Consider the following 21,941-nt stretch of genomic DNA (forward strand, 5'->3'; position numbering starts at 1 on the left):
CATCACCTCTCTCTTCAATGTAGCATATCTAGAGAATTCTATTCACGTCTCAAGTAACCGTTCAATCTCTCGCTTCATCGTCGCATTCACTTCATACCTCGCTTCGATAAAACGTAAGATTGCCGCTGCCGCGACGCCTGACTTGCCATATCCTAATACCCCGCACAACAGGAAAGAAATCATTTTTGGATGTCTCGACTCGACCCGACGTGTCGGATTGAATGGATCCCCTTGTTCCCCCATCGCCTTCAACACGTTCTGAACGGCCGCGACCTGAATGAGTTCGAATCCGGCGAGCGTCTCACCACGGCGTTCCCGTAGTAAGCCGACGTATAGGTTCGTCAACGCTTCTTCAAAATAATAAGCCGCTGCTTCACGGGAGATTGCAAGATGTGGTGTTGCAAATACCTCAAGCGCCTCGTCACGTCGCCAGACGACACGTCCTGGCGTATAGGCGATGGTCGCCAGTTCGTGCAGTTCAAACACGGCGAACTCACCATAAATGCCGTCATGATACATGATCTTATGTCCGTCTCTCGTGTTTTGGAACTGATAGTGAAGCGGTTCGACCTCGAGCCAGTCGAGTCGGTCGATAAAGCGCGCCTTCTGCCCATCCTCGACAATCAAAAAGAAATCGAGGTCTGAATACTCATCCAACCGCTCCGTCTCTTGTCCGATCGAACCTAGTGCAAGCAACATAAGCGTTCCTTCATGTGCGGCGACCGATTCCCCAATTCGTTCCATCCGGTCGAGTAATACATCTCGTTTTGTCATCGTCTCTCCCCCTCGTCTCTATTGTACGTGGCAGAGCTCAAAAAAAGAAAGGGTCGACCGCGTCCGGTCCACCCTTTCTGTCCATTTGATTAGACGATAAACTTGTTCGCTTTGATAAGGCTCGCTGCGACTTCGCGCTTCGTCCCGATCACGTTGATCGGCTGATAGCGGCTGAACTTCTTCATTGCCGAGAGAAGCATACGCTGCTCGTCGCCAGACGCCGCTGCGTACAACACTTCTTTCGCCATGAGTTCGACTTGTTTGAATACTTGCTCCGCAAAGATTTCTGTATAGCGGACTTTGAGCGTGTTCTTCTCTTCGCCTGTGCGTCCAATCGCTTTGTCTGTACGAGCGATGGCTGCTTCAAGCGCATAGATGGCACTGATCATGTCTGCAATCTTCGCCAAGATTTCTTGTTCGTTTTGAAGGTCTTGTTGATACTTCTGGACAGCCGTACCTGCGACCATCAAGTTGATCTTCTTCATGTTCGAAAGGAGCATCTTCTCGCGAGCGAGCGGTGAGCCATCCAATTCTTGTGGCATATAGCTCATGAGCTCTTTTTGAAGTTTTTGTGCTTCTGCGAGGAGCGGCAATTCACCTTTCATCGCTTTCTTGAGGAGCGTACCTGGGACGATCAAACGGTTGATTTCGTTCGTTCCTTCGAAGATGCGGTTGATGCGCGAGTCACGGTAGAGGTTCTCGACTTCATACTCTGCCATGAATCCGTATCCACCATGAATCTGGACGGCTTCGTCGACAACGTAGTCGAACGTTTCAGAAGCGAATACTTTGTTGAGTGAGCATTCGATCGCATATTCTGCGATCGCTTGTGCGACTTTTGATCCGTCACGCATGTTCTCGTCACCAAGTGCGTCCAAGCTATCTTGGAACAAGCCGCCCGTACGATAGACTGAACTTTCCATCGCATAGATGTTCGCTGCCATCGTCGCCAACTTCTCTTGGATGAGTGGGAATTGGCTGATCGGTGTCTTGAACTGTTTACGCTCGTTCGCATATTGAACCGAGAGGTCGAACGCACGTTTTGATGAACCGACTGCTCCGACTGCGAGTTTGTAACGACCGACGTTCAAGATGTTGAAGGCGATGACGTGACCTTTTCCGACTTCACCGAGAAGGTTGTCGACTGGTACTTCGACATCTTCAAGGATGAGCGTACGTGTCGACGAGCCCTTGATTCCCATCTTCTGCTCTTCTGCGCCTGTTGAGACTCCTTTGAAGTCACGCTCGACGATGAAGGCACTGAACTTGTCGCCATCGATTTTCGCGTAGACGACGAAGACGTTTGCGAAGCCAGCGTTTGTGATCCATTGTTTCTCACCGTTCAAGACGTAGTGCGTGCCCGCTTCGTTCAAGACAGCTGTCGTTTTCGCACCGAGGGCGTCAGACCCTGAGCCTGGCTCAGTGAGGGCGTAAGCCGCGATCCATTCGCCTGTCGCGAGTTTTGGCAAGTATTTGTGCTTTTGCTCTTCTGATCCGAAGAAGACGATCGGAAGCGTCCCAATCCCGACGTGTGCGCCGTAGCTGAGTGCGAACGAACGTGCTTTCGCGAAGCGCTCCGTGATGATCGAAGATGAGATTTTATCGAGTTGGTAACCGCCGTACTCTTCTGGAACGTCTGCTCCGAGAAGACCGAGCTCGCCCGCTTCTTTCAACAATTCGACAGAGAGGTCGAACTCGTGTTTCTCGATGCGCTCGAGAACTGGCATGACGCGGTCATCGACGAATCCAGCCGTCGTGTCCCCAATCATCTTATGCTCATCTGAGAAATCCTCTGGTGTGAAGAGACGCTCTGCGTCGAGTGCGTCAATGACAAAGCTACCGCCTTTAATCAATTCATGTTCTGTACGTTCCATATCCGATTCCCCCTTAAAGTAATTCGAAGACACCAGCCGCGCCCATTCCGCCGCCGATACACATCGTGACAACCCCATACTTCTCATTGCGTCGTTTCATCTCATGCAAGATCGAAACAGAGAGTTTTGCTCCAGTACATCCGAGTGGGTGACCGAGGGCGATGGCGCCGCCGTTCACGTTCACTTTCGATGGATCGATGCCGAGTTCACGGATGACACCGAGTGACTGACTCGCGAACGCTTCGTTCAACTCGAACAATCCGACTTCTTCTAACTTCACGCCAGCCATCTCGAGTGCTTTCGGAATGGCGACGACTGGTCCGATTCCCATCACTTCCGGACGGACACCGCCGACCGCGAACGAGAGGAACTTGGCCATCGGTTGCAACCCTTGGCGTTCTGCTTCTTCACGGTCCATGACGAGAACTGCTGCTGCTCCGTCGGATACTTGTGAAGCGTTACCCGCCGTGACCGACCCTTTAATTTTGAAAGCCGGGCGAAGTTTACCGAGCGCTTCGATTGTCGAATCGGCGCGGACACCTTCGTCATGCTTGACGACTTTCTCCACTTCCGCGACTTTCCCGTCTTCACCGAGTACGTGCTCGATGACCGTCACAGGAACGATTTCTTCCTGGAACTTGCCACCAGCGATGGCTGCCGCCGCCTTTTGGTGACTGTTGATGGCAAATGCATCTTGGTCTTCGCGCGAGATGTTGTATTCAGCTGCGACACGTTCTGCCGTATGCCCCATACTCATGTAGTACTCTGGTGCCGTCTCCATGATATGTGGGTTTGGACGGATGACGTGACCACCCATCGGCACTTGGCTCATCGATTCCATACCGCCGGCGATGATTGCCGTCGCTTGACCGATCATGATTTTGGCCGCCGCGTCCGCGATGGCTTGAAGGCCTGACGAGCAGTAGCGGTTGATGGTGATCGCTGGAACTTCGTGCGACAGTCCCCCCCGGACCGCCGCATAGCGAGCGATGTTCATCCCTTGCTCCGCTTCTGGCATCGCACAACCCATGATGACGTCATCAATCGGGCCTTTATATCCTGAACGCTCAAGCGTTGCCTTGATGGCATATCCCGCGAGCTCGTCCGAACGAACGTTACGGAACGATCCGCGTTTTGCTTTTCCGACCGGCGTCCGTGCGCCGGCTACGATGACTGCTTCCCTCATCTGTATTGTCCCCCTTTATCAGTTCCGTAGTGGTTTGCCTTTCACGAGCATGTGTTGCATCCGTTGTTGTGACTTCGGCTCTCCGATGAGGCTTAAGAAAGCTTCGCGTTCGATGTCAAGGAAGTACTGCTCATCGACGAGCGTACCGTATGCCAAGTCGCCACCACTGATGACGTGTGCGAGTTTCTTCGCAATCTTCAAATCGTGCTCTGAAATATAACCACCGTAGAACATTTCGTACGCCGCGAGTTCGAGCGTCGCTTTACCTGTTTGACCGACGACCGGTAACTTCTCACGAACCGGTGCCGTGTACCCGTCAGCCAGTTCAAGGACCGTTTGTTTCGCATCGAACGTCAAGTGATCGCGGTTCATCGAGATGCCGTCGACCGCACGATGGTAACCGAGTGCTTTCGCATCAAATGCCGACTTCGATACTTTCGCCATCGCGATGTTCTCGAACGTCTGTTGCGCAGCCTTCTCGATATTTTGCATCGATTTTGGTGTCTGCTCAAGGAGTCGACGGTACGTGTTGACGTTTCCGCCCCCACCAGGGATGAGGCCGACACCGACTTCGACAAGACCCATGTATGTCTCAAGTGCGGCTTGCATACGGGCTGCCGGTAAGCTGATTTCCGTTCCACCACCGAGCGTCATACCGTACGGTGCAGCAACGACCGGACGACTTGAATAACGAATCTTTTGAACGACTTGTTGGAACTTGTTGATGATCCAATCGAGTTCGAACCAGTTCTCGTCTTCGGCTTCCATGAGCATCATCGCAAGGTTTGCACCGACACAGAAGTTCTTGCCGTCGTTGGCAAGGACCATTCCTTTGAAGTCTTGCTCGACGCGGTCGATTGACTGTTCGATCATCTGCATGATGTCGACACCGATCGCGTTGTTTGGTGATGTAAATTCGAGTGCGACGACGTCATCGCCGATATCGACGAGGCGTGCCCCACCGTTCTCTAGGATGATGCCGTTTGATTTTGCGAGCGGTTTGAGTTTCAATTCTTTCGGGTTGACGGTCTTCTCAACATACGTCTTCGACGCTTTATCGTAATACTGGTCTCCCTTGTAGAATGACGTATTGCCTGCAGCAAGCATCTCATCGATCCATGCCGGGACGTCATAGCCTTCCGCTTTCATACGCTCGACTGATTTCTCCACACCGAGGGCATCCCACATCTCGAACGGTCCGAATTTCCAACCAAAGCCCCACTTCATCGCATCGTCAATCGCAACAATCGTATCGGCAATCTCACCAGTGAGACGTGCCGAGTAAGCGAGCGTCTTCGCCGTGATTGGCCAGAGCAATTGTCCGACGCGACCTTTGTTCAAGATGGCACCTTTCAATTTCGCTTTTGAGCCAGGAAGTGACTTGATTTGATCGAGTTCAGGACCTGTAATCGCTTTCAATTGTTCGTATTCGAACGTCTGAAGGTTCAACTCCTGGATGACCTTGCCTTCTTTCTTATAGAAGCCTTGACCGGCCTTTTGTCCGATCCAGCCTTTTTCGACGAGTTGCTTCATTTCTGAAGGGACGTCGAACGTGTCCTTCTCTTCCCCAGCTTCGAGCGTCTCGTAGACGTTACCCGCCACGTGGACGAACGTGTCGATTCCGACGACATCGAGTGTGCGGAATGTCGCCGATTTCGGACGACCGATGAGTGGACCTGTGATCGAGTCCATCTCTCCGATTGAAGCGTTTTGTTTGAGCATCTCTTCAAACGTGACGAGAAGACCATACGTCCCGATACGGTTCCCGATGAAGTTCGGTGTGTCTTTTGCTTCGACGACACCTTTTCCAAGACGGTCTTCCGCGAAACGTGACATGAAGTCGATGACCGGACGGGCTGTTTTCTCCGTCGGGATGAGTTCGAGCAACTTCAAGTAACGTGGTGGGTTGAAGAAGTGTGTGCCGAGGAAGCGTGATTTCAATCCTTCCGGAAGGGCACTTGCCATCGCTTCGATGGAGATCCCTGACGTGTTCGAGCTGAGAATCGCATCTTCACGGATGTAAGGTGCAATCTTCTCGAAGAGTTGTTGCTTCACATCAAGACGTTCGACGACGACTTCGATGACCCAATCCGCTTCTTTCAAACGCTCTAAGTCATCTTCTAAGTTTCCGACTTCGATGAAGTTGAGATGATCGGCTGTCGCGAGTGGTGCTGGATTTTGTTTCAATAGTTTTTGACGGTTTTCTGAGGCGATGCGATTGCGTACTTCTGGTGACTCGAGCGTCAACCCTTTCGCTTCCTCTTTAGCTGTCAATTCACGTGGTACGATGTCGAGCATGAGCGAACGAATCCCCGCGTTCGCCAAGTGAGCCGCAATCCCCGCCCCCATTACTCCTGAACCGATGACGACCGCAAAACGAATTGAGTTCGTCAAACGGAGGTCGGTTGATTGTTCGATGTGACTCGTCATAGTGTTCCCCCCTAAAATGAGAATGAATAGTGATTCATTTCACGCGTAAAAAAAATCGCAATCACCATCGTGTTTACTCTTCTATCATAAATGAATGAACATTCATTCGCAAGCGTTCATTTTTCAATTTCATTCCATTTTTTGAATGAGCGATTAGTTTTCAATGGGTGTGGTATAGACAAAAAGAGTCAAATTCAGAAAGGGGAATGTATACATGCGCGATAATCGTCTGAACACCGTAGGCAGTCGAAAAGATTTTGAGGCATTCAAAAAGAAGGCACAAGAACAGGCACACCAACCGGGAATCGATTCGAAAATGGAACCCTTCCCCATCTATGAACGGGAAGATTATAAAGGAAGTGACAAGTTAAAAGATAAGGTCGCCATCATCACCGGTGGGGATTCTGGAATCGGAAAGTCGGTCGCCATCTTTTTCGCCCACGAAGGTGCGAACTCCGTCATCGTATATAAGGACCAAAACGAACTCGAGGATGCGGAAGCGACGAAAGAACGGATTGAGGACTTAGGTCAAGCCTGTCTATTACTTCAAGGCGACCTCGGAGAATCTTCTTTTTGTCAACGAGTCGTCGAAGAGACGCTCGAGACGTTCGGCCGGATCGACATCCTCGTCAACAACGCAGCCGAGCAGCATCCACAGGAATCGCTCCTCGACATTTCGGACGATCAACTCGAGAAGACGTTCCGCACGAATATCTTCAGCATGTTCTACTTAACGAAAGCAGCGCTCCCTTACTTAAAAGAAGGCGCGAGCATCATCAATACGACCTCAATCACGGCCTATGAAGGAAACGACCAATTAATTGACTATGCGTCGACGAAAGGTGCCATCACGGCATTCACCCGCTCGCTCGCCAAAAACTTGGCGGACAAGAAGATTCGCGTCAACGGGGTCGCCCCGGGACCGATTTGGACGCCGCTCATCCCGTCAACGTTCGATGCGGAGAAAGTGAAATCGTTCGGGGACTCTTCCGGTATGAAACGGCCGGGGCAACCGGCAGAACTCGCACCAGCATACGTCTATCTCGCAAGCGATGACTCGACGTATGTCAGTGGTCAAGTCATTCACGTAAACGGTGGTACCGTGATTAATGGATAATTGATCGAAGACTCAGTTTGTAGCTGAGTCTTCTTTTTGTGCAGTGCGTCCTTTCGGCGCCCATGCTTTCAGCAGGCAATCCTGAAGCCTCCTCGCGCCGTTCCCGGCACTGCGGGGTCTTCGTTGGATTGCTTTCCTGCATGAGTCAGGGCGCCGACGGACCACTGAAAAATAACATGACCATCTACGTCGTACACCAAGTATACTAATGACAAATAGGTAAATATGGAGGCTAGTCAATGACAAACTCATACAATGATGATGCGCATGACGAAGAGCACGACGAAGATATTTTAGAGTTCGACCCGCATTTTGACCATGATGCTAAGATGGAAATCAATTTGAATGAATCAGGCGTCAACTTCGTCGGCAACGCTGAAGGCTATCTCGCCCTTGCGCGAATGTTTACATTTTTAGCGCAAACACATATGTCTATTCGAATGGAAGAAAATCCTCCGCCTGACGTAAATACTTCCTACGGATATGGTCCGTACCATATGACTGATTTCATCCGAGAAGATTTCATTCAAAATAAACAGTATATATTCAATCCAGGTGCTCTACGTGATGTGCATCCAGAAGAACATCAAGAACTGTTCTTTTGGCTGTCCGATCAAATCGGTCCAGATTTTTGGGTAAGCGAGGACGAGAACAAGAAATCGTAACACCTCCGGTAGTTAGATGACCGAACGCATCGACGTGATCTATACATCAAAAAGCACGAACGTCCTCGACGGACGTTCGTGCTTTTCTCATTTCTTCACCATGCCTTTTAACACGAACGCCACGTTTGCCGGACGTTCCGCGAGACGGCGCATGAAGTAGCCGTACCAGTCACGACCGTATGGCACGTAGACACGGACTTTGTATCCTTGGCGCACGAGCTCGAGTTGACGCTCGACGCGGATGCCGTATAACATCTGGAACTCGAACTGGTCGAGCGGGATGTTGTTCTCTTTGACGTGCTCGATAATGGCGTCAATCATATGGTCATCGTGTGTCGCGATGGATGCGTAGTTCCCGTTCGCAAGATGGAGTTTGACGAGCTTCACGTAGTTATGGTCCACGTCCTCTTTTTCAGGGAACGCGACCGTCGCCGGCTCTTTATATGCCCCTTTGACGATACGAAGGTTCGGCTTGAGCGGCGCGAGATGATTGATGTCATCTTCTGAGCGGTACAAGTACGACTGGATGACCGTTCCGAGACCGTCAAATTCAGACTTCAGCTTTTTGAACAATTCGAGCGTCTTCTCACAGCGCTGCTCATCTTCCATATCGATGGCCACAAAGACCCCGACTCGTTGTGCGACCGTCAAGATTTGACGCATGTTGTCTTCAATCAACTCGTCCGAGATATCGAATCCGAGTGACGTCAGCTTGAGTGACATATAGGCATCTAATTGCTCTTCTGCCATAATTTCAATCGCACGCATGATCTCGTCGCGATTCGTATTCGCCTCTTCAACCGTCTTAATAAATTCCCCGAGATGATCGACCGTGACCGACAACCCTTTCGCGTTCAATTCGCGAATCGTCGGGACAGAAGCCTTAAAGTCTTCTCCTGCTACAAAGCGTGATGCACCAAATCGTAGGCCATATTTCTTTGCCAAACTGTTGAGTGTTTTGTTTTGTGACATGTAGATAAATCCATCGCGCAACACTTTTTCCATCTGATTTTCCCCCTTACTTTTACACCCATCTATCTCTATGATGATGTCTGCAATTATTATGACACACAAACGTCATTTCGTCTGTATTTTTGTAACCGTTTGCAGCACTTTCTTCCCAACTTTTCAAAAAAGACAGACGACCCGTAGGACGGCTGTCTTATAGGCTTGTCGAAGGTGCGACATAGAGTAAAATACTGAGGAAGATGAACACACTTCCCGCTAGGACGAACAAGTGCCAAATGGCATGGTTGAACGGCAGTTTTTGCCACACGTAAAACACGATGCCGACCGAATAGGCGATCCCTCCTGCGAGGAGAAGCATGAACCCTTGATGACCGAGTGATTCATACAACGGACGGATGGCGATGATGCAGATCCAGCCAAGTGCGAGGTATGTCACATTGGACACCCACATGTACTTTCCGGTCGAAAACAGTTTCCACACAATCCCGAGAATCGCGACACCCCACACAATCCCGAATAACGTCCAACCGAGCGTCCCGTGAAGGGTCACGAGGGCGAACGGCGTATAACTTCCTGCAATGAGTAAGTAAATCCCCGCATGGTCGAACACTTGCAACACCCGCTTCGCCCGTGGATGCGGAATCGCGTGCATGAGTGTCGAGAAAAGATAGAGTAAAATCATCGATACTCCGAACACACTCACCGCGGTGACGTTCCATGTGCTTCCACTTTCTGTCGCGCTCATGACGAGCAGGACGAGGGCGACGATGCTGAAGATGACTCCTAAGCCGTGCGTGACCGCGCTCGCAATCTCTTCCCCGAGCGTATCGGCATGGAGCATCTCTTTGAGTTGATCTTGTTTCATGTGCTCCCACCTTCCGTAACTGTTCCTTCTAGTATGGACATTTCCCGATTTGAACGCAATCAAAAACACGGGCTACCGATTAGCCCGTGTCGAGATTATGCGACTTCTTTCACCGGAACGTCACATTCCATTTGTGCAGCTCGCATCGCGCGTGCCCGCTTGTGGAACAAGACGAGAAGCGTCAACGTCCCGAGTGTCGAGATGACGTACGGAAGAACTCCGTCCAGTTTGAAGCCGATTGGCGCTGTCAAAATGTAGAACCAAACCGCATACAACATGAACGTCCCTGGAAGGAGCGCGATGTAGTGGTTTTTCCCTTTAATGTAAAGGTACATCGCCCCGACGAACAGTGCGATGACCGCCGTCGTCTGGTTCGCCCAGTTGAAGTATTGCCAAAGCATCTGGAAGTCCATATTCGTGAGCACGTATGAGATTGCAAAGAGTGGAAGTGCAATCCAAAGACGTGACGAGAACTTCTTCTGTGCGATCGACATGTAGTCCGCAATGATCATCCGTGCGCTACGGAATGCCGTGTCCCCTGACGTGATCGGTAAGACGATGACTCCGAGAATCGCGAGCGTGCCGCCGATGCTGCCGAGCATGAGTGTCGCCACTTCTTGCACGACTAGTGCCGGAGTGCCCGCACTGATGAGTCCAAGTAATTCACCTGGCTCAAAGATGGCCATCGCCGCTCCAGCCCAAATCATCGCGATGACCGCTTCGGCAATCATCATGCCGTAGAAGATTTCACGACCGTTGCTTTCTTTCATCGTCGTCCGCGAAATGATCGGTGACTGTGTCGCATGGAAACCAGATAGCGCCCCACATGAGATCGTGAAGAAGAGGAGCGGCCAGATCGGTAAGCCGTCCGGATGCATGTTCGTCAATGTCATCTCTGGAATCTTGTATCCTTGTGCGAACAAGCTGACCGCGATCCCGATGGCACTGATGACAAGTAGCGCCCCGAAGAACGGGTAGATGCGCCCGATGATCTTATCGACCGGGAGAAGCGTCGCCAAGATGTAGTAAGCGAACACAGCGAAGATGACGATGGTGAGCGTCGATGCGTTCCCATCGAACAAGTTGTTGATCATGTTACTCGGAGACGTGACGAACACCGTCCCGACAAGAAGTAGAAGTAAAAGTGCGAATCCGTTGACGATATGGCGGAGCGAACGTCCGAGGAACTTCTCCGCTAGTTGTGGCAAGTGTGCCCCGTTATTACGAAGGGAAATCATTCCTGTCAAATAGTCATGTACCGCTCCGGCAAAGATGGACCCGAACACAATCCAAAGGAAGGCGACCGGTCCATAGAGCGCCCCCATGATCGGTCCAAAGATCGGTCCGACACCGGCAATGTTGAGCAATTGAATCATCGAGTTCCGTTTTTTACCCATCGGCACGTAGTCGATGCCGTCCTGAGACGCATAGGCAGGCGTCGTCCGCTCTTCCTTGATGCCGAACGTCTTCTCGACGTAACGACCATATACCAAATACCCGACCAAAAGTAGTGCGAGTGCGACGAAGAATGTAATCATCTGTCAGTCCCCTTTTCCGTACATATGTAGCCGAACCCCATCGGCTCTTCGGTTTACACGTGTCATGTAACCGATTACATGTTTGATTATACATAAGACCAAATGATATTGTAAGGGCTTTCATTCACATTCTAGACACTTTTATTCGACAAAAAACGACGCCCGAATTGGACGCCGTTCCGTACTTATTTCAACTTGAGAATCGATTGTTTTGACCCAGAACCGTTCGCTTCGCTTGCGATGACTTTGTACGTTCCTTTCGCAAGACCTTTTTTGAATGTGAACGTATACGTTCCAGACCAGCTCGCCTGTACTTTCGAGACTTGCTTGCCTTTTGCGTCTTTCAAGACGACCGTCGCACCTGGTGTTGTTTTCCCGACCAAGGCACGCGTGCCGGCCTTCACACCTTTTGTTGTCTTCGGTGTTGAAATTATTACGTTTTTCAATTCAAACGATGTCGTCTTGACTTCTTTTCCTGATACGTCTTTCGCTTCGATTTCATATTTCGCCGCAAAGAATCCTGTGCTTCTCTTGAACGTGAAGTTCCCATTCTCGTCAGCCTTCGCGTAGTCTACTTTTTTTCCATCCCGTTTAAGGACGAGTGTAGCTCCTGCCGTCGTTTTTCCTGTCAACACGGTTGAATTTGTGTACGTCAAACGCTTCGAGATTGCCGGTGTCCCAACAAACCCTGCACCGACGACTTTCGTTTCTGTCATCATCTTCCCATTCAATTCGCTTTCAATCGTCAACGACTGACGAAGTTTCAATGGTTTGACCGTCAAACGGTACATCCCTTCTGCATCGGCTGTCGTCGTCGCGAGAACTGTTTGGCCATCTTTCAATGTCACGTTCGCATTTGGCGCTGTTTTCCCGGTCACGACTTTTGCACCCGGTTTGATCACATCGACCGAAAGCGTCAAATCAACCGGTGCTGCCTCGAGCTCCGTCGTATAGGTACGGAAGAGACGACCTGCCGCATCTTCACGTGTCGCGTCCGTCGCTTCAATTCCTTCATAAAGGTTCAAGTACTGCTTCCCTGCATCCGCTGTTTCAAACGTCACCGAACGTTTTGCGTCCGCGACAATCTTCCAGTTGTTGTCGGCTTTGTAGTCCAAGTTACTGCCACTCGACACAATGTAGTCCGAGATGACGTTACGTGTCTCATACGCTGAGCGATAGACGATGTTCTTGCCGCCACCAAGACCTGGGAACGATGAAGAACCCGCACGATAGTTGTTCGTCGCGACCAAGAACTCTTGGTCCATCTTGATTGGTTGTCCATTGTACTCGACGTTCTTCACGCGGTTCGCGTTCTCGTTGACGAGCTTCCCACCGACATCGAACTTCGCAGGACCCGTGACATCAATCTCATACGTCAAACCGTCGAGAATGTCGAAGTTGTAGCTACGGAATTGAAGGTTGAGTAAGTTCTCGTCGTCTTCTTCGATTTGGTCAAACGCACCCGCTGACATCTCGAGCCAATCCATGACATCTTTCCCTGTCACTTTGACGACTTCGAGCGTGTTCGGATACACGTAAAGGTCCGCAACGTTTTTCAAAGCGATTTGCCCTTTCGGGATATTCGTGTAGTAGCTTGCGTCCGTCAATTCACGTCCACCTGCTTTAAACGGCGCACCCGCTGATAAGAGCGGCAACTCTTTATATGCTGAAAGTTCTGGATTCGTCTCGAGCTCTTTCTCGACATACCACTTCTGTGCGTTCGTCACGAACTGAACCGATGCATCGTCACGGACGAGTGCGAAGTAGCTCTGGATATCATCTTGAATCTCACCGACCGGTTGGTTGATGTAGTCGATTGTCGCCACGTGGTTGTCTTCGATCAACGCTTGAATCGTCGGGTCGACCGCCGTATCTGCCGTCACCGAGTCGAGCGCGGCCGACGCGTCAAGAATCTGCCACTTGCCGTCTACAAGTTCAAGCTCGAAGTCGATGACACCGAGGTCTTTCCCTTGGTTGTTCGCCATGACGACCGGTTTGCCATTGATTGTCCCTTTTGTCATATCGACGTTCGGGAATGAAGCGAACATGCCTTTCGCATCCGGGAAGCGACCGTGTTGGTGCCCCGTCATGACCATGTCGAGTCCGTCAATCTTCGTGAGTGCGTAACCGACGTTCTCTTCGCTGTCGAGTTGTTCATCTGCAAGTGTCGCACTGTCACCGATACCTGAGTGCGCGAGGGCGACGACGACGTCCGCTCCCTGGTCTTTCAATTTTTGAACCGCTTCACGTGCGGACGGGATGATATCCTCTGCCGTCACACGACCTTGAAGATTCCCCGAATCCCATGACATGATTTTCGGAGGGACGACTCCAAATACACCGACTTTGATCGTATGCGTTTCTCCATCCATGTCTGTAACCGTTCGTTCGATGATTTGGACCTCTTGTCCATCTACGTTGAACTTCGAGACGATCGGGTTGCCTTCTAAATCTTTGACGTTCGAGTTGACGAAACGAAGTTTCCCTTTCGATCCCTCCATCGCGTTGTATAAGAATTCGAGACCAAAGTTAAATTCATGGTTCCCGAGTGTGACGGCATCATAGTTCAATGCGGCCATCGCCTTGTACATCGGATGTTCAAACGCTTCATTTTTTCCAGCCTGGCTTTCACGGACATAATCGCCAAACGGTGTCCCCTGAATCGTGTCCCCGTTATCGAACAAGAATGTGTTCGTTTCCCCAGCGGCTGTACGATGTTCATTGATGAGTGTCGCGACTTTCGTCAATCCAATCGTGTTATCGATTTTGTCTTGGAAGTAATCGTAGTTCGTGATGTTCGTATGTAAGTCTGTCGTCTCTAAGAAACGAAGCTTGACGATATCCTGGTCGACTTCCGCCATGACGTTCGGTGCCTGTAGCGGCAAAACGGTTGGTAACACGAGCGCGGTCGCGATTGACCATTTCAATGCAGTTTTCATGTGATTGTCCCCTTTTTTTGGTTGATAATTGTCTAACCATATTCAATATAACACCAGCTGTCTTTCCCTCCTATTAAATTTTCGTATAAAAATAGACCTAATTTCCTTTACAAAAATTAGGTCTATCCTCCTATTATTGTTTGATGCGAACGGTGAACGGTCCATCGCCTTCGATTTCTTCAAATGTGACCGATACCGGGTATGCGTGCTTACCGTAGACCGGCTCTTCAAGACGAATCATCGTGAAGCCGATCACGTCCTCGCCACTCACGAGTTCAAGCGGGAGTTTCTCGACGTTCAAGTGGCGGTCGTATCCGTTGCGAAGGAGAATCGTCGCCGTGACATCCGTCTCTTCCTTCTCCACCGACACGAGCATCAAGTTGAACTCGTTTTCCCCGACTGGTGGCGTCGAGATGTTTGTCCGCATGAGCTGTTGCCATGCGCGTGTCGAGAACTTCGCTTCTTCTCCCGGTGACACGGGCTGAAGCGGGTCAATTGGGTTCATTTGGAAGACGAGTCGGAGCGAGTCGTACGACTCCACTTCCCCGAACATCTCATCCAAGAAGAAATCCAAGTAGACCGGTTTGCTCGTCCACGCCTCAAAGCTCGGCAGTTCAGAACGTCCGAGGACTTTCCGGCCGATTGGGACGTTATTCGCGTCCAATAAGAGGACTGGCAATTCGTTGATCTCGAACGAGCTCGGAAGCGTGTTGCGGAACAACGCCACAATCGACAAGTCATGCCCGAGCGATTCGGCATTCAACAACTCAATCGAGAGCTGATTATCGAGAAGTGGTGGGAGTCGTTTCGCATGATAACGGAAGACGTACTCGTCCTCTTTCGGGATCCCCATCGAGTCGTCGATGACGAGCGTCAATTGGCGCCCTTCCTCTTTATTTCCTGTCTCAATCTGTTTACGTTTACGAAATCCTAACATTATACTTCCTCCTCTGCCATCTCAGCGAAATAACGGTCGAGCTGGCATAGTTCCGTCGTGACATCCCGGGCGATATTGATATACGTCTGTTCGAAGATTTCCAATCCTTCTTTTCCGAACTGACGGCTCGGGTCTTCCTGACCGTAGCTGCGAAGCCCGATCCCTTCTTTCAATCCGCTCATCGTCGTCAAATGATCCGTCCACTTCATGTCGACGGCGCGGAGAAGCGACTCTTTGGCGAAGAGGACGATGTCGTCCTGTTCGAGGCGCGACGCCGTCGTAGCGATGATCGCCTCCATCCAGTCGTTTAAAGCATCCTTCAGTTCACGCGTATCCGCGATGTCATTCGCCCATGTCGGCTCCTGCATCGTCAAGTAGCGCAAGTCATCTTTCAACTCATCGATCGGCCATTCTTCAGGCACGAGTTCATCCGACACATGCATGTCGATGCTGTTCTCGAGGGCGAGACGCATCATGCCGAGGACGTTTTTCGTGATGGCATCCGCATTGGCGTTGACGGCCTGGTTACGAATCGTATAGATGATATTCCGTTGTTCGTTCAAGACGTCATCGAGTTTGAACAAGTAGTCTCGAATCGAGACGCCGAGTCCTTCGATCGTCGTCTGCGCATATTCGATGATTTCGATCGCGTCTTTCGACGAGACCTCACCTGTCGCGCTCGGCTTCAACTTTTTCTCCACGCGCTCTAGCTTCTGCGCCGCATAACGTTTCACGATCTCATCTTCGAGCGAGACGAAGAACTCGGTCGCACCCGGGTCGCCTTGACGTCCCGAACGACCGCGGAGCTGGTTGTCGACACGTTTTGACTCGTGGCGCTCCGTCCCGATGACGAAGAGACCGCCCGCTTCCTTCGCTTTTGCGTCGAGCGTAATGTCCGTCCCGCGTCCGGCCATGTTCGTCGCAATCGTCACTTTGCCGAATTGACCGGCGTCCGCGATGATATCCGCTTCCTGAGCGACCGTCTTCGCGTTCAACACGTCATGCTCGATCCGCTTCTTCTTCAAGTGCTTGCTGATGGCTTCCGATTGTGCGATCGAGGTCGTCCCGATCAAGACCGGACGTCCCGTCGCATGCAGTTCCGCCACTTTCTCAGTGACCGCCGCATACTTTTGCTCGGTCGTCATGAAGATGCGGTCCGGATGGTCGACACGCTGACGTTCGCGGTTCGTCGGCACTTGGACGACGTCCATGTTGTACGTCTTCAAGAACTCTTGACGTGACGTCTGAGCCGTCCCCGTCATCCCACCGACGAGCGGATACATGCGGAAATAGTGCTGAATCGTAATCTCCGCCGTCGTCTTGTTCTCTTCGGTGATGGTGACGCTTTCTTTCGCCTCGAGCGCCTGATGCAACCCTTCTGACAAGCTCCGACCTTCCATGATGCGTCCCGTGAACAAGTCGATGAGTTCGATCTTGTCTTCACGCACGATATAGTCGACGTCAAGTTCGAACAAGACGTTCGCACGGAGTGCCTGGACGAGATAGTGATAGAGCACCTGGTGTGAGGCGCTGAACAGGTTATCGATGGCGAACAGCTCTTCAATCTTGACGATTCCTTCTTCCGTGAACGTCGCAGATTTCGACTCGAGGTCGACCTCGTAGTCGGTCTCCTCGAACTCAGAAATGATCTGTTGCGCCAACTGTTTCAACCGGATATGTGACCGGTCCTTCTGCGCGATGATGAGTGGCGTCTTCGCCTCATCGATCAAGATGCTGTCGACTTCATCGACGATGGCGAAATGGAACGGACGTTGGACCCGTTCTTCCGGCTTATGGACAAGGTTGTCACGCAAGTAGTCGAATCCGAACTCTGTCCCGACCCCATACGTGATGTCCGCCTGATATGCGGAACGCTTCTCGTCCGCTTCGATGTCCGGGACGTTCAAGCCGACCGTCAACCCAAGGAAGTCGTGAATCTTCCCAATTTGCTCCGCATCACGTCTCGCCAAATAATCGTTCACCGTGATGACGTGGACGCCTTTTCCTTCGAGCGCCTTGACATAACTCGGCAAAGCGGCGACGAGCGTCTTCCCTTCCCCCGTCGGCATCTCCGAGATGTTCCCTTCGAGGAGGGCGAACCCACCGATGAGCTGGACGTCATAGTGACGCATGCCGAGCACACGGACTGACGCTTCGCGGACGAGAGCGAACCCTTCTTCCGCGATGTCATCCACTTTCTTTCCATCCAAGAGACGTGCTTTGAGCGTCTCCGTATATGTACGCATCTCGTCATCCGAGAGGGCTTTCATCGTTGTCTCTAATTCATTAATACGCGCGACCCGTCGTTCGTACGCTTTCAAACGCCGGCTTTGATCATTCGTTAACTGTTTTACAAATTGGATCACACTAATAGCCTCCATCTTTCTATCAATTCATCACTTACATACTCGTCTATTATAACGAAAACCGAACCAATTCGGAGACTTTTTTACGAAAACTTCCTAAAAGTTGGTTTTTAGACACGTGAAAACCTATAAATTTTGGTTAATTTTCAAAAAGTATTTGTAAAAATATTTTCAATTCACTATTTGAGATGACGTGAGACCGTGTTACGATGAAAAAAAACAGAACATTTGTTCGTAAAAAGGAGTGGTGACGATGCGCAGACGAATCTTTTGTATCGACAGCGTCTCGTTCTATGCCAGTTGCGAGTGTGCCGCACGCAACAAAAATCCTTACAAGACGAAGCTCGTCGTCCTCTCGAACCTGCAGGACAGCGGGGCACTCGTCCTCGCCGCGACCCCGAAGATGAAGCAGCTCGGCATCAAGACCGGGTCACGTCGCTTCCACATCGACCGCCTCCCGTGGCACGAACGACGGGACGTTTTGTATGCCGAGGCGCGGATGAGTCATTATTTGAACGTCTCCATCCAAATCATCCACATCCTCCATCAGTTCGCCCCGCCCGAGGCGATTCGCGTCTATTCGATCGATGAGACGCTCGTCGACATGACGGGGACGGAGCGGCTGTTCGGAAGTGACGAGCACGTCGCCCACCTCATGCGTGCGACGATTTTTCGCTATACGGGCATTCCCGTCACCATCGGCATCGGACCGAACAACGTCCTCGCCAAGCTCGTCCTCGATTTGCATGCGAAAAAGGAAGGAGTCGCCACGTGTCTTCTCCATGACGTCGAACGGCTTATCCACCCGGCGCCAATCGAGAAGATGTGGGGCGTCGGGACGAAGATGGCGGTCCACCTTCAGCGGCTCGGCATCTGGACGATCGGGGACTTGGCCCGCTATCCGCTCGAATCCCTTCATGAAAAGTTCGGTGTCATCGGTGCAGAACTTTGGCATCACGCCTGGGGCATCGACGAGTCGCCGACCATCCTGCCGGCGAGCTCCTTGTTCGGGGCGAAGCGGACGCGACCGAAGTCGATCGGACACGGCATCACCCTCATGAAAGATTACACGACGTATTCCGCAATCCGGCTCGTCTTACAGGCGATCGCGGTCGAAGTCGGGATGCGAACCCGGCAAGCGGGACTCGTCGGAGGGACGATTCATCTCGGGGTGCGCTATACGCGGACGAGCGACCGGGGTGGCTTCAGTAAACAAAAGAAACTCCCCCGCTTCACAGCGGACGAGCAAGAGTTTCTCCCCATCTTATTGCAACTATTTTTAGACGGCTGGGAAGAGACGGAGGCCGTCCGTTACGTGTCGGTCGCTCTCGGCAAGCTCGAGCCACGGAGCGACCACGTCCAGTTATCGTTCTTCGAAGACGAATGGGCGAAAGCGAAACGGCTCGACTTTCTCGATTTGATTGACGGCCTGAACGTCCGGTTCGGTCGTGGCACAATCCGACCGGCGTCGAGCCTACTAAAAGACAGTCCGCTCCGGACGCGCCAACGTCTAATCGGCGGACATAAACAAGGAGGCGATTCCTCATGAGCAAGACCCGCTATCGTGACCGGGGTGAGTTGAAATGGATCCCATTTCTCATGCCCGAGCACGTCGCCCTACTGAAACGTTATTATGCCCAAATCCAAAAGATCGAACTACCCGACTTGGACGAACAGCTCCTCTATCTTTGGCAAACCGAGCTCGAACGGGCAATCCGTGAAGGCGACCAGGTCGAGGTGACCCTGTTCGTAGACGGCTTGACGAGAAGCATGCGCGGCTACGTCCACGCCATCTATTACGCCGAGCGCGAAGTCGAGCTGTTCGACGGCGAGGTACGGCGCGTCCCGTTCGGTGACATCTTGTCCGTTCGTTAAGACGCCTCGATTGCTTCCTGGGTCGTCTCGAACGTCTCGATTCCGTCGAGTAGCCCATAATGAGCAAGCGTCGCGCGGACCGATGGCGACAAGTGCGCGAAGATGACGTGACGTTCGGCCGCTTTCAGTTCGGTGACGACACGCCGCAACTCTTCGACTGCGGTCACGTCGATAACCGGACAGCGGTGGAAGTTGAAGATGAACACGTTCGGTTCCCGATGAATGTGATGGAGGACGTGCTCGAACAGCTCAACCGCACCGAAGAAGAGCGGACCTTCGACACTGAAGACGATTTGGCCGTCCCGTGTGACGTACCGTTCTGTCCGTTCACGCACGTCAATCGTATCAGCCATTCGTTTCGCAAAGAGCGCGAGCGCACAGATGACCCCGACCTCGACGGCGACGACCAAGTCGACGAATACCGTCAACAGTAGCGTGACGAGAAGGACGAGCGACTCGGATGAACGATGACGCAACATCGCCATCACGTGATGGCGCTCGGACATGTTCCAGGCGACCCGCATCAAGATCGGAGCGAGTGCAGCGAGTGGTACGTAACTCGCAAACGGGGCGAGGACGAGGACCGCCACGAGCACCGTGAGTCCGTGAATGACCCCGGCACGTCGGCTTACCGCTCCGGCCTGAATGTTTGTCGCCGTCCGGGCGATGGCACCTGTCGATGGGATCCCACCGAAGAACGGCGTGATCACGTTCGCAAGCCCTTGTCCGAACAGTTCCTTGTCCGGTTTCATCTTCGTCCCTGCCATCCCGTCGGCGACCGTTCCAGAAAGAAGTGACTCGAGTGCGCCAAGGAAGGCGATGGCGAACGCGGACGGGAGGAGTGTTGTGATCAGGTCGAGGTCGATCGCAAGCCAGTTGAATGTTGGCAGTCCGCTCGGGATACCGCCATATGCACTTCCGATGGTCGCGACCTCACCCGGGATGAGGAGACTGACAAACGTCGGGACGAGCATCGCCATGAGTAAGAGCGGTAAACGGAACGGCAGCTTCGGGACGAGCCAAAGCGTCAAAAAGCCAATTCCGGCAATGACAATCGGCCAAGGACTCGCTTCGGGCAACGCCTGACCGAGGCGAAGCAAGTTCTCGTGAAAATGTGGCGCCTTCTCAAAGGTGACGCCAAACAACTCATCGAGCTGGTCGACGAAGATAACGACGGCAATTCCGGCCGTGAAACCGATGGTGACGGCACGAGGCATGAAGCGGATGAGCCGTCCGACCCGAAGCACGCTCATGAGGAGCAGCAACACACCGGCGAGGACGGTCGTGACGAGTAACCCTTCATATCCGTAAGCGAGGACGACACCCGAAACGATTGGGATGAACGCCCCCGTCGGTCCGGCGATTTGGAACGTCGAACCTCCGAACAGGCTGACGAGGATTCCGGCGAAAATGGACGTGTAGAGCCCATATACCGGTGGGACGCCTGAGGCGATGGCGAATGCCATGGCAAGCGGGATAGCGACGACACCAACTGTAATTCCAGCCGAGATGTCCTTTTGCCACATCTCACGTGTGGAGAGTGAGTCTTGCATCATACATTCCTTCTTTCCAATCAGTTCAAAAACGAGTTTAGTGTACGCCTGGAAAGTGGGCTTGTAAACGGGTTGAGAAAAACGTTAACAGAATGTACAAAGAACGAGATGGTACAATAGGAGTTAGACACACACTAATAAAAGTTAGAATCGTTGAACTGATATTACCTGCTACAACAAAGGAGATATGATTCATGGAAGAACAGTTTTCCATATTAAAGGATTTGTCTGACTATCGTACACCGACTGAGATGAAAAGTTATTTTGAAGAGGTGATTCAGGCTCTTAAGGATGATCGCATGGCTTTAGAGATTTCGAGGTTGCGCATAGGCAAGTTCAAAGAGTTTCAAGAGGAATTCGTACCAGCCTATGTATTTTCTCTCTCACCTTATTTTCCAAAGGGCGCTAAAGCGAAAATCATCATCGGGGATCAAAATTATGACTTTGTCATACTGCATCCAAACGGGACCGAAGAAAAATTCGAAGTGAGTTCTTACATAAATGGGATACGAGAAGTGGAAATTGCTGAAGCATTAAATGATACAGGTGTCTGGAATCCAAGGTTAAAAAGTTATGAACAGCTAAAAGAACAAGCTGCAGCATACATTAAAGAAACAAAAAAGAACATGCTGAAAAAATCCAAAAAAGATTATACACATGCGTCTCTACTGTTCTCTGTATCGACGTATGAGCTTGCGGCCATTTTTCACAATGAGTTTGATACCTCTCTACAAGATTTAGTAAGGTTCCTGTATGACACTCCATTTAAAGCAAAGCACGTATATCTCATCATTCAAAATGGAGACGACATTCCGACGGTAGCGTCTAACATCATCAAAGTAAAATAAAAAGA

At 51.5% G+C, this 21,941-nt stretch carries 16 protein-coding genes; 5 read left to right on the forward strand and 11 right to left on the reverse strand.

Annotated elements, in window-relative coordinates; all coding sequences use genetic code 11:
- Positions 1-42: 42 nt before the first annotated feature.
- The 4 genes from KNO90_RS03165 to KNO90_RS03180 form a co-directional block, all read right to left on the reverse strand.
- Positions 43-774, reverse strand: a complete 732-nt coding sequence (locus KNO90_RS03165; protein WP_214741565.1) for a hypothetical protein — start codon at positions 772-774, stop codon at positions 43-45.
- An 89-nt stretch (positions 775-863) separates the two neighbouring features.
- Positions 864-2,648: an acyl-CoA dehydrogenase family protein gene (locus KNO90_RS03170; RefSeq protein WP_214741567.1), complete on the reverse strand. Its 1,785-nt coding sequence runs from the start codon at positions 2,646-2,648 to the stop codon at positions 864-866.
- Between the two features lie 13 nt (positions 2,649-2,661).
- Positions 2,662-3,834, reverse strand: a complete 1,173-nt coding sequence (locus KNO90_RS03175) for an acetyl-CoA C-acetyltransferase (protein WP_012726865.1) — start codon at positions 3,832-3,834, stop codon at positions 2,662-2,664.
- Positions 3,835-3,852: 18 nt separating this feature from the next.
- On the reverse strand, positions 3,853-6,264 hold the full coding sequence (locus KNO90_RS03180) for a 3-hydroxyacyl-CoA dehydrogenase/enoyl-CoA hydratase family protein (RefSeq protein ID WP_215112976.1): 2,412 nt from the start codon (positions 6,262-6,264) through the stop codon (positions 3,853-3,855).
- 214 nt (positions 6,265-6,478) lie between these two features.
- Between KNO90_RS03180 and KNO90_RS03185 the strand changes: the two genes are divergently transcribed.
- Both KNO90_RS03185 and KNO90_RS03190 read left to right on the forward strand, forming a co-directional pair.
- Positions 6,479-7,381, forward strand: coding sequence for an SDR family oxidoreductase (locus KNO90_RS03185; RefSeq protein ID WP_214778016.1), 903 nt, complete (start codon positions 6,479-6,481; stop codon positions 7,379-7,381).
- Positions 7,382-7,620: 239 nt separating this feature from the next.
- Complete coding sequence (locus KNO90_RS03190; RefSeq protein ID WP_215112977.1) at positions 7,621-8,046, forward strand: hypothetical protein; 426 nt, start codon at positions 7,621-7,623, stop codon at positions 8,044-8,046.
- An 87-nt stretch (positions 8,047-8,133) separates the two neighbouring features.
- Here KNO90_RS03190 and KNO90_RS03195 read toward each other — a convergent pair whose 3' ends face one another.
- The 6 genes from KNO90_RS03195 to secA2 all read right to left on the reverse strand — a co-directional run bounded on the left by KNO90_RS03195 (position 8,134) and on the right by secA2 (position 17,660).
- Positions 8,134-9,051, reverse strand: coding sequence for a proline dehydrogenase family protein (locus tag KNO90_RS03195; RefSeq protein WP_012726871.1), 918 nt, complete (start codon positions 9,049-9,051; stop codon positions 8,134-8,136).
- 157 nt (positions 9,052-9,208) lie between these two features.
- A complete protein-coding gene (gene trhA / locus KNO90_RS03200; protein WP_215112978.1) occupies positions 9,209-9,880 on the reverse strand; it encodes a PAQR family membrane homeostasis protein TrhA in 672 nt (223 codons plus the stop codon).
- A 95-nt stretch (positions 9,881-9,975) separates the two neighbouring features.
- Entirely contained in the window at positions 9,976-11,418 is a 1,443-nt protein-coding gene (locus KNO90_RS03205; RefSeq protein WP_012726873.1) for a carbon starvation CstA family protein, read from the reverse strand.
- A 185-nt stretch (positions 11,419-11,603) separates the two neighbouring features.
- Complete coding sequence (locus KNO90_RS03210) at positions 11,604-14,357, reverse strand: bifunctional 2',3'-cyclic-nucleotide 2'-phosphodiesterase/3'-nucleotidase (RefSeq protein WP_215112979.1); 2,754 nt, start codon at positions 14,355-14,357, stop codon at positions 11,604-11,606.
- Positions 14,358-14,490: 133 nt separating this feature from the next.
- On the reverse strand, positions 14,491-15,294 hold the full coding sequence (locus tag KNO90_RS03215; RefSeq protein ID WP_215112980.1) for an SLAP domain-containing protein: 804 nt from the start codon (positions 15,292-15,294) through the stop codon (positions 14,491-14,493).
- Positions 15,294-17,660 (reverse strand): accessory Sec system translocase SecA2, encoded by a 2,367-nt coding sequence (secA2, locus tag KNO90_RS03220; protein ID WP_215112981.1) that lies wholly within the window; start codon positions 17,658-17,660, stop codon positions 15,294-15,296. Before secA2 ends, KNO90_RS03215 begins: the two co-directional genes overlap by 1 nt.
- Before the next feature lie 253 nt (positions 17,661-17,913).
- On the opposite strand from secA2, the gene KNO90_RS03225 reads away from it, so the two are divergent.
- Both KNO90_RS03225 and KNO90_RS03230 read left to right on the forward strand, forming a co-directional pair.
- A complete protein-coding gene (locus tag KNO90_RS03225) occupies positions 17,914-19,209 on the forward strand; it encodes a Y-family DNA polymerase (RefSeq protein WP_214778004.1) in 1,296 nt (431 codons plus the stop codon).
- Positions 19,206-19,535 carry a YolD-like family protein gene (locus KNO90_RS03230; RefSeq protein WP_214774988.1) on the forward strand — a complete coding sequence of 110 codons (330 nt, stop codon included), beginning with the start codon at positions 19,206-19,208 and terminating at the stop codon, positions 19,533-19,535. Before KNO90_RS03225 ends, KNO90_RS03230 begins: the two co-directional genes overlap by 4 nt.
- Here the strand turns inward: KNO90_RS03230 and KNO90_RS03235 are convergent.
- Positions 19,532-21,088 (reverse strand): SulP family inorganic anion transporter, encoded by a 1,557-nt coding sequence (locus KNO90_RS03235; RefSeq protein WP_251127313.1) that lies wholly within the window; start codon positions 21,086-21,088, stop codon positions 19,532-19,534. The genes KNO90_RS03230 and KNO90_RS03235 overlap by 4 nt on opposite strands.
- Before the next feature lie 194 nt (positions 21,089-21,282).
- Between KNO90_RS03235 and KNO90_RS03240 the strand changes: the two genes are divergently transcribed.
- Positions 21,283-21,936 carry a hypothetical protein gene (locus KNO90_RS03240; protein ID WP_215112983.1) on the forward strand — a complete coding sequence of 218 codons (654 nt, stop codon included), beginning with the start codon at positions 21,283-21,285 and terminating at the stop codon, positions 21,934-21,936.
- Positions 21,937-21,941 lie beyond the last annotated feature (5 nt).

The organism is Exiguobacterium sp. s63, from assembly GCF_018617335.1.
In the GTDB taxonomy this organism is placed as follows: Bacteria; Bacillota; Bacilli; order Exiguobacteriales; family Exiguobacteriaceae; genus Exiguobacterium.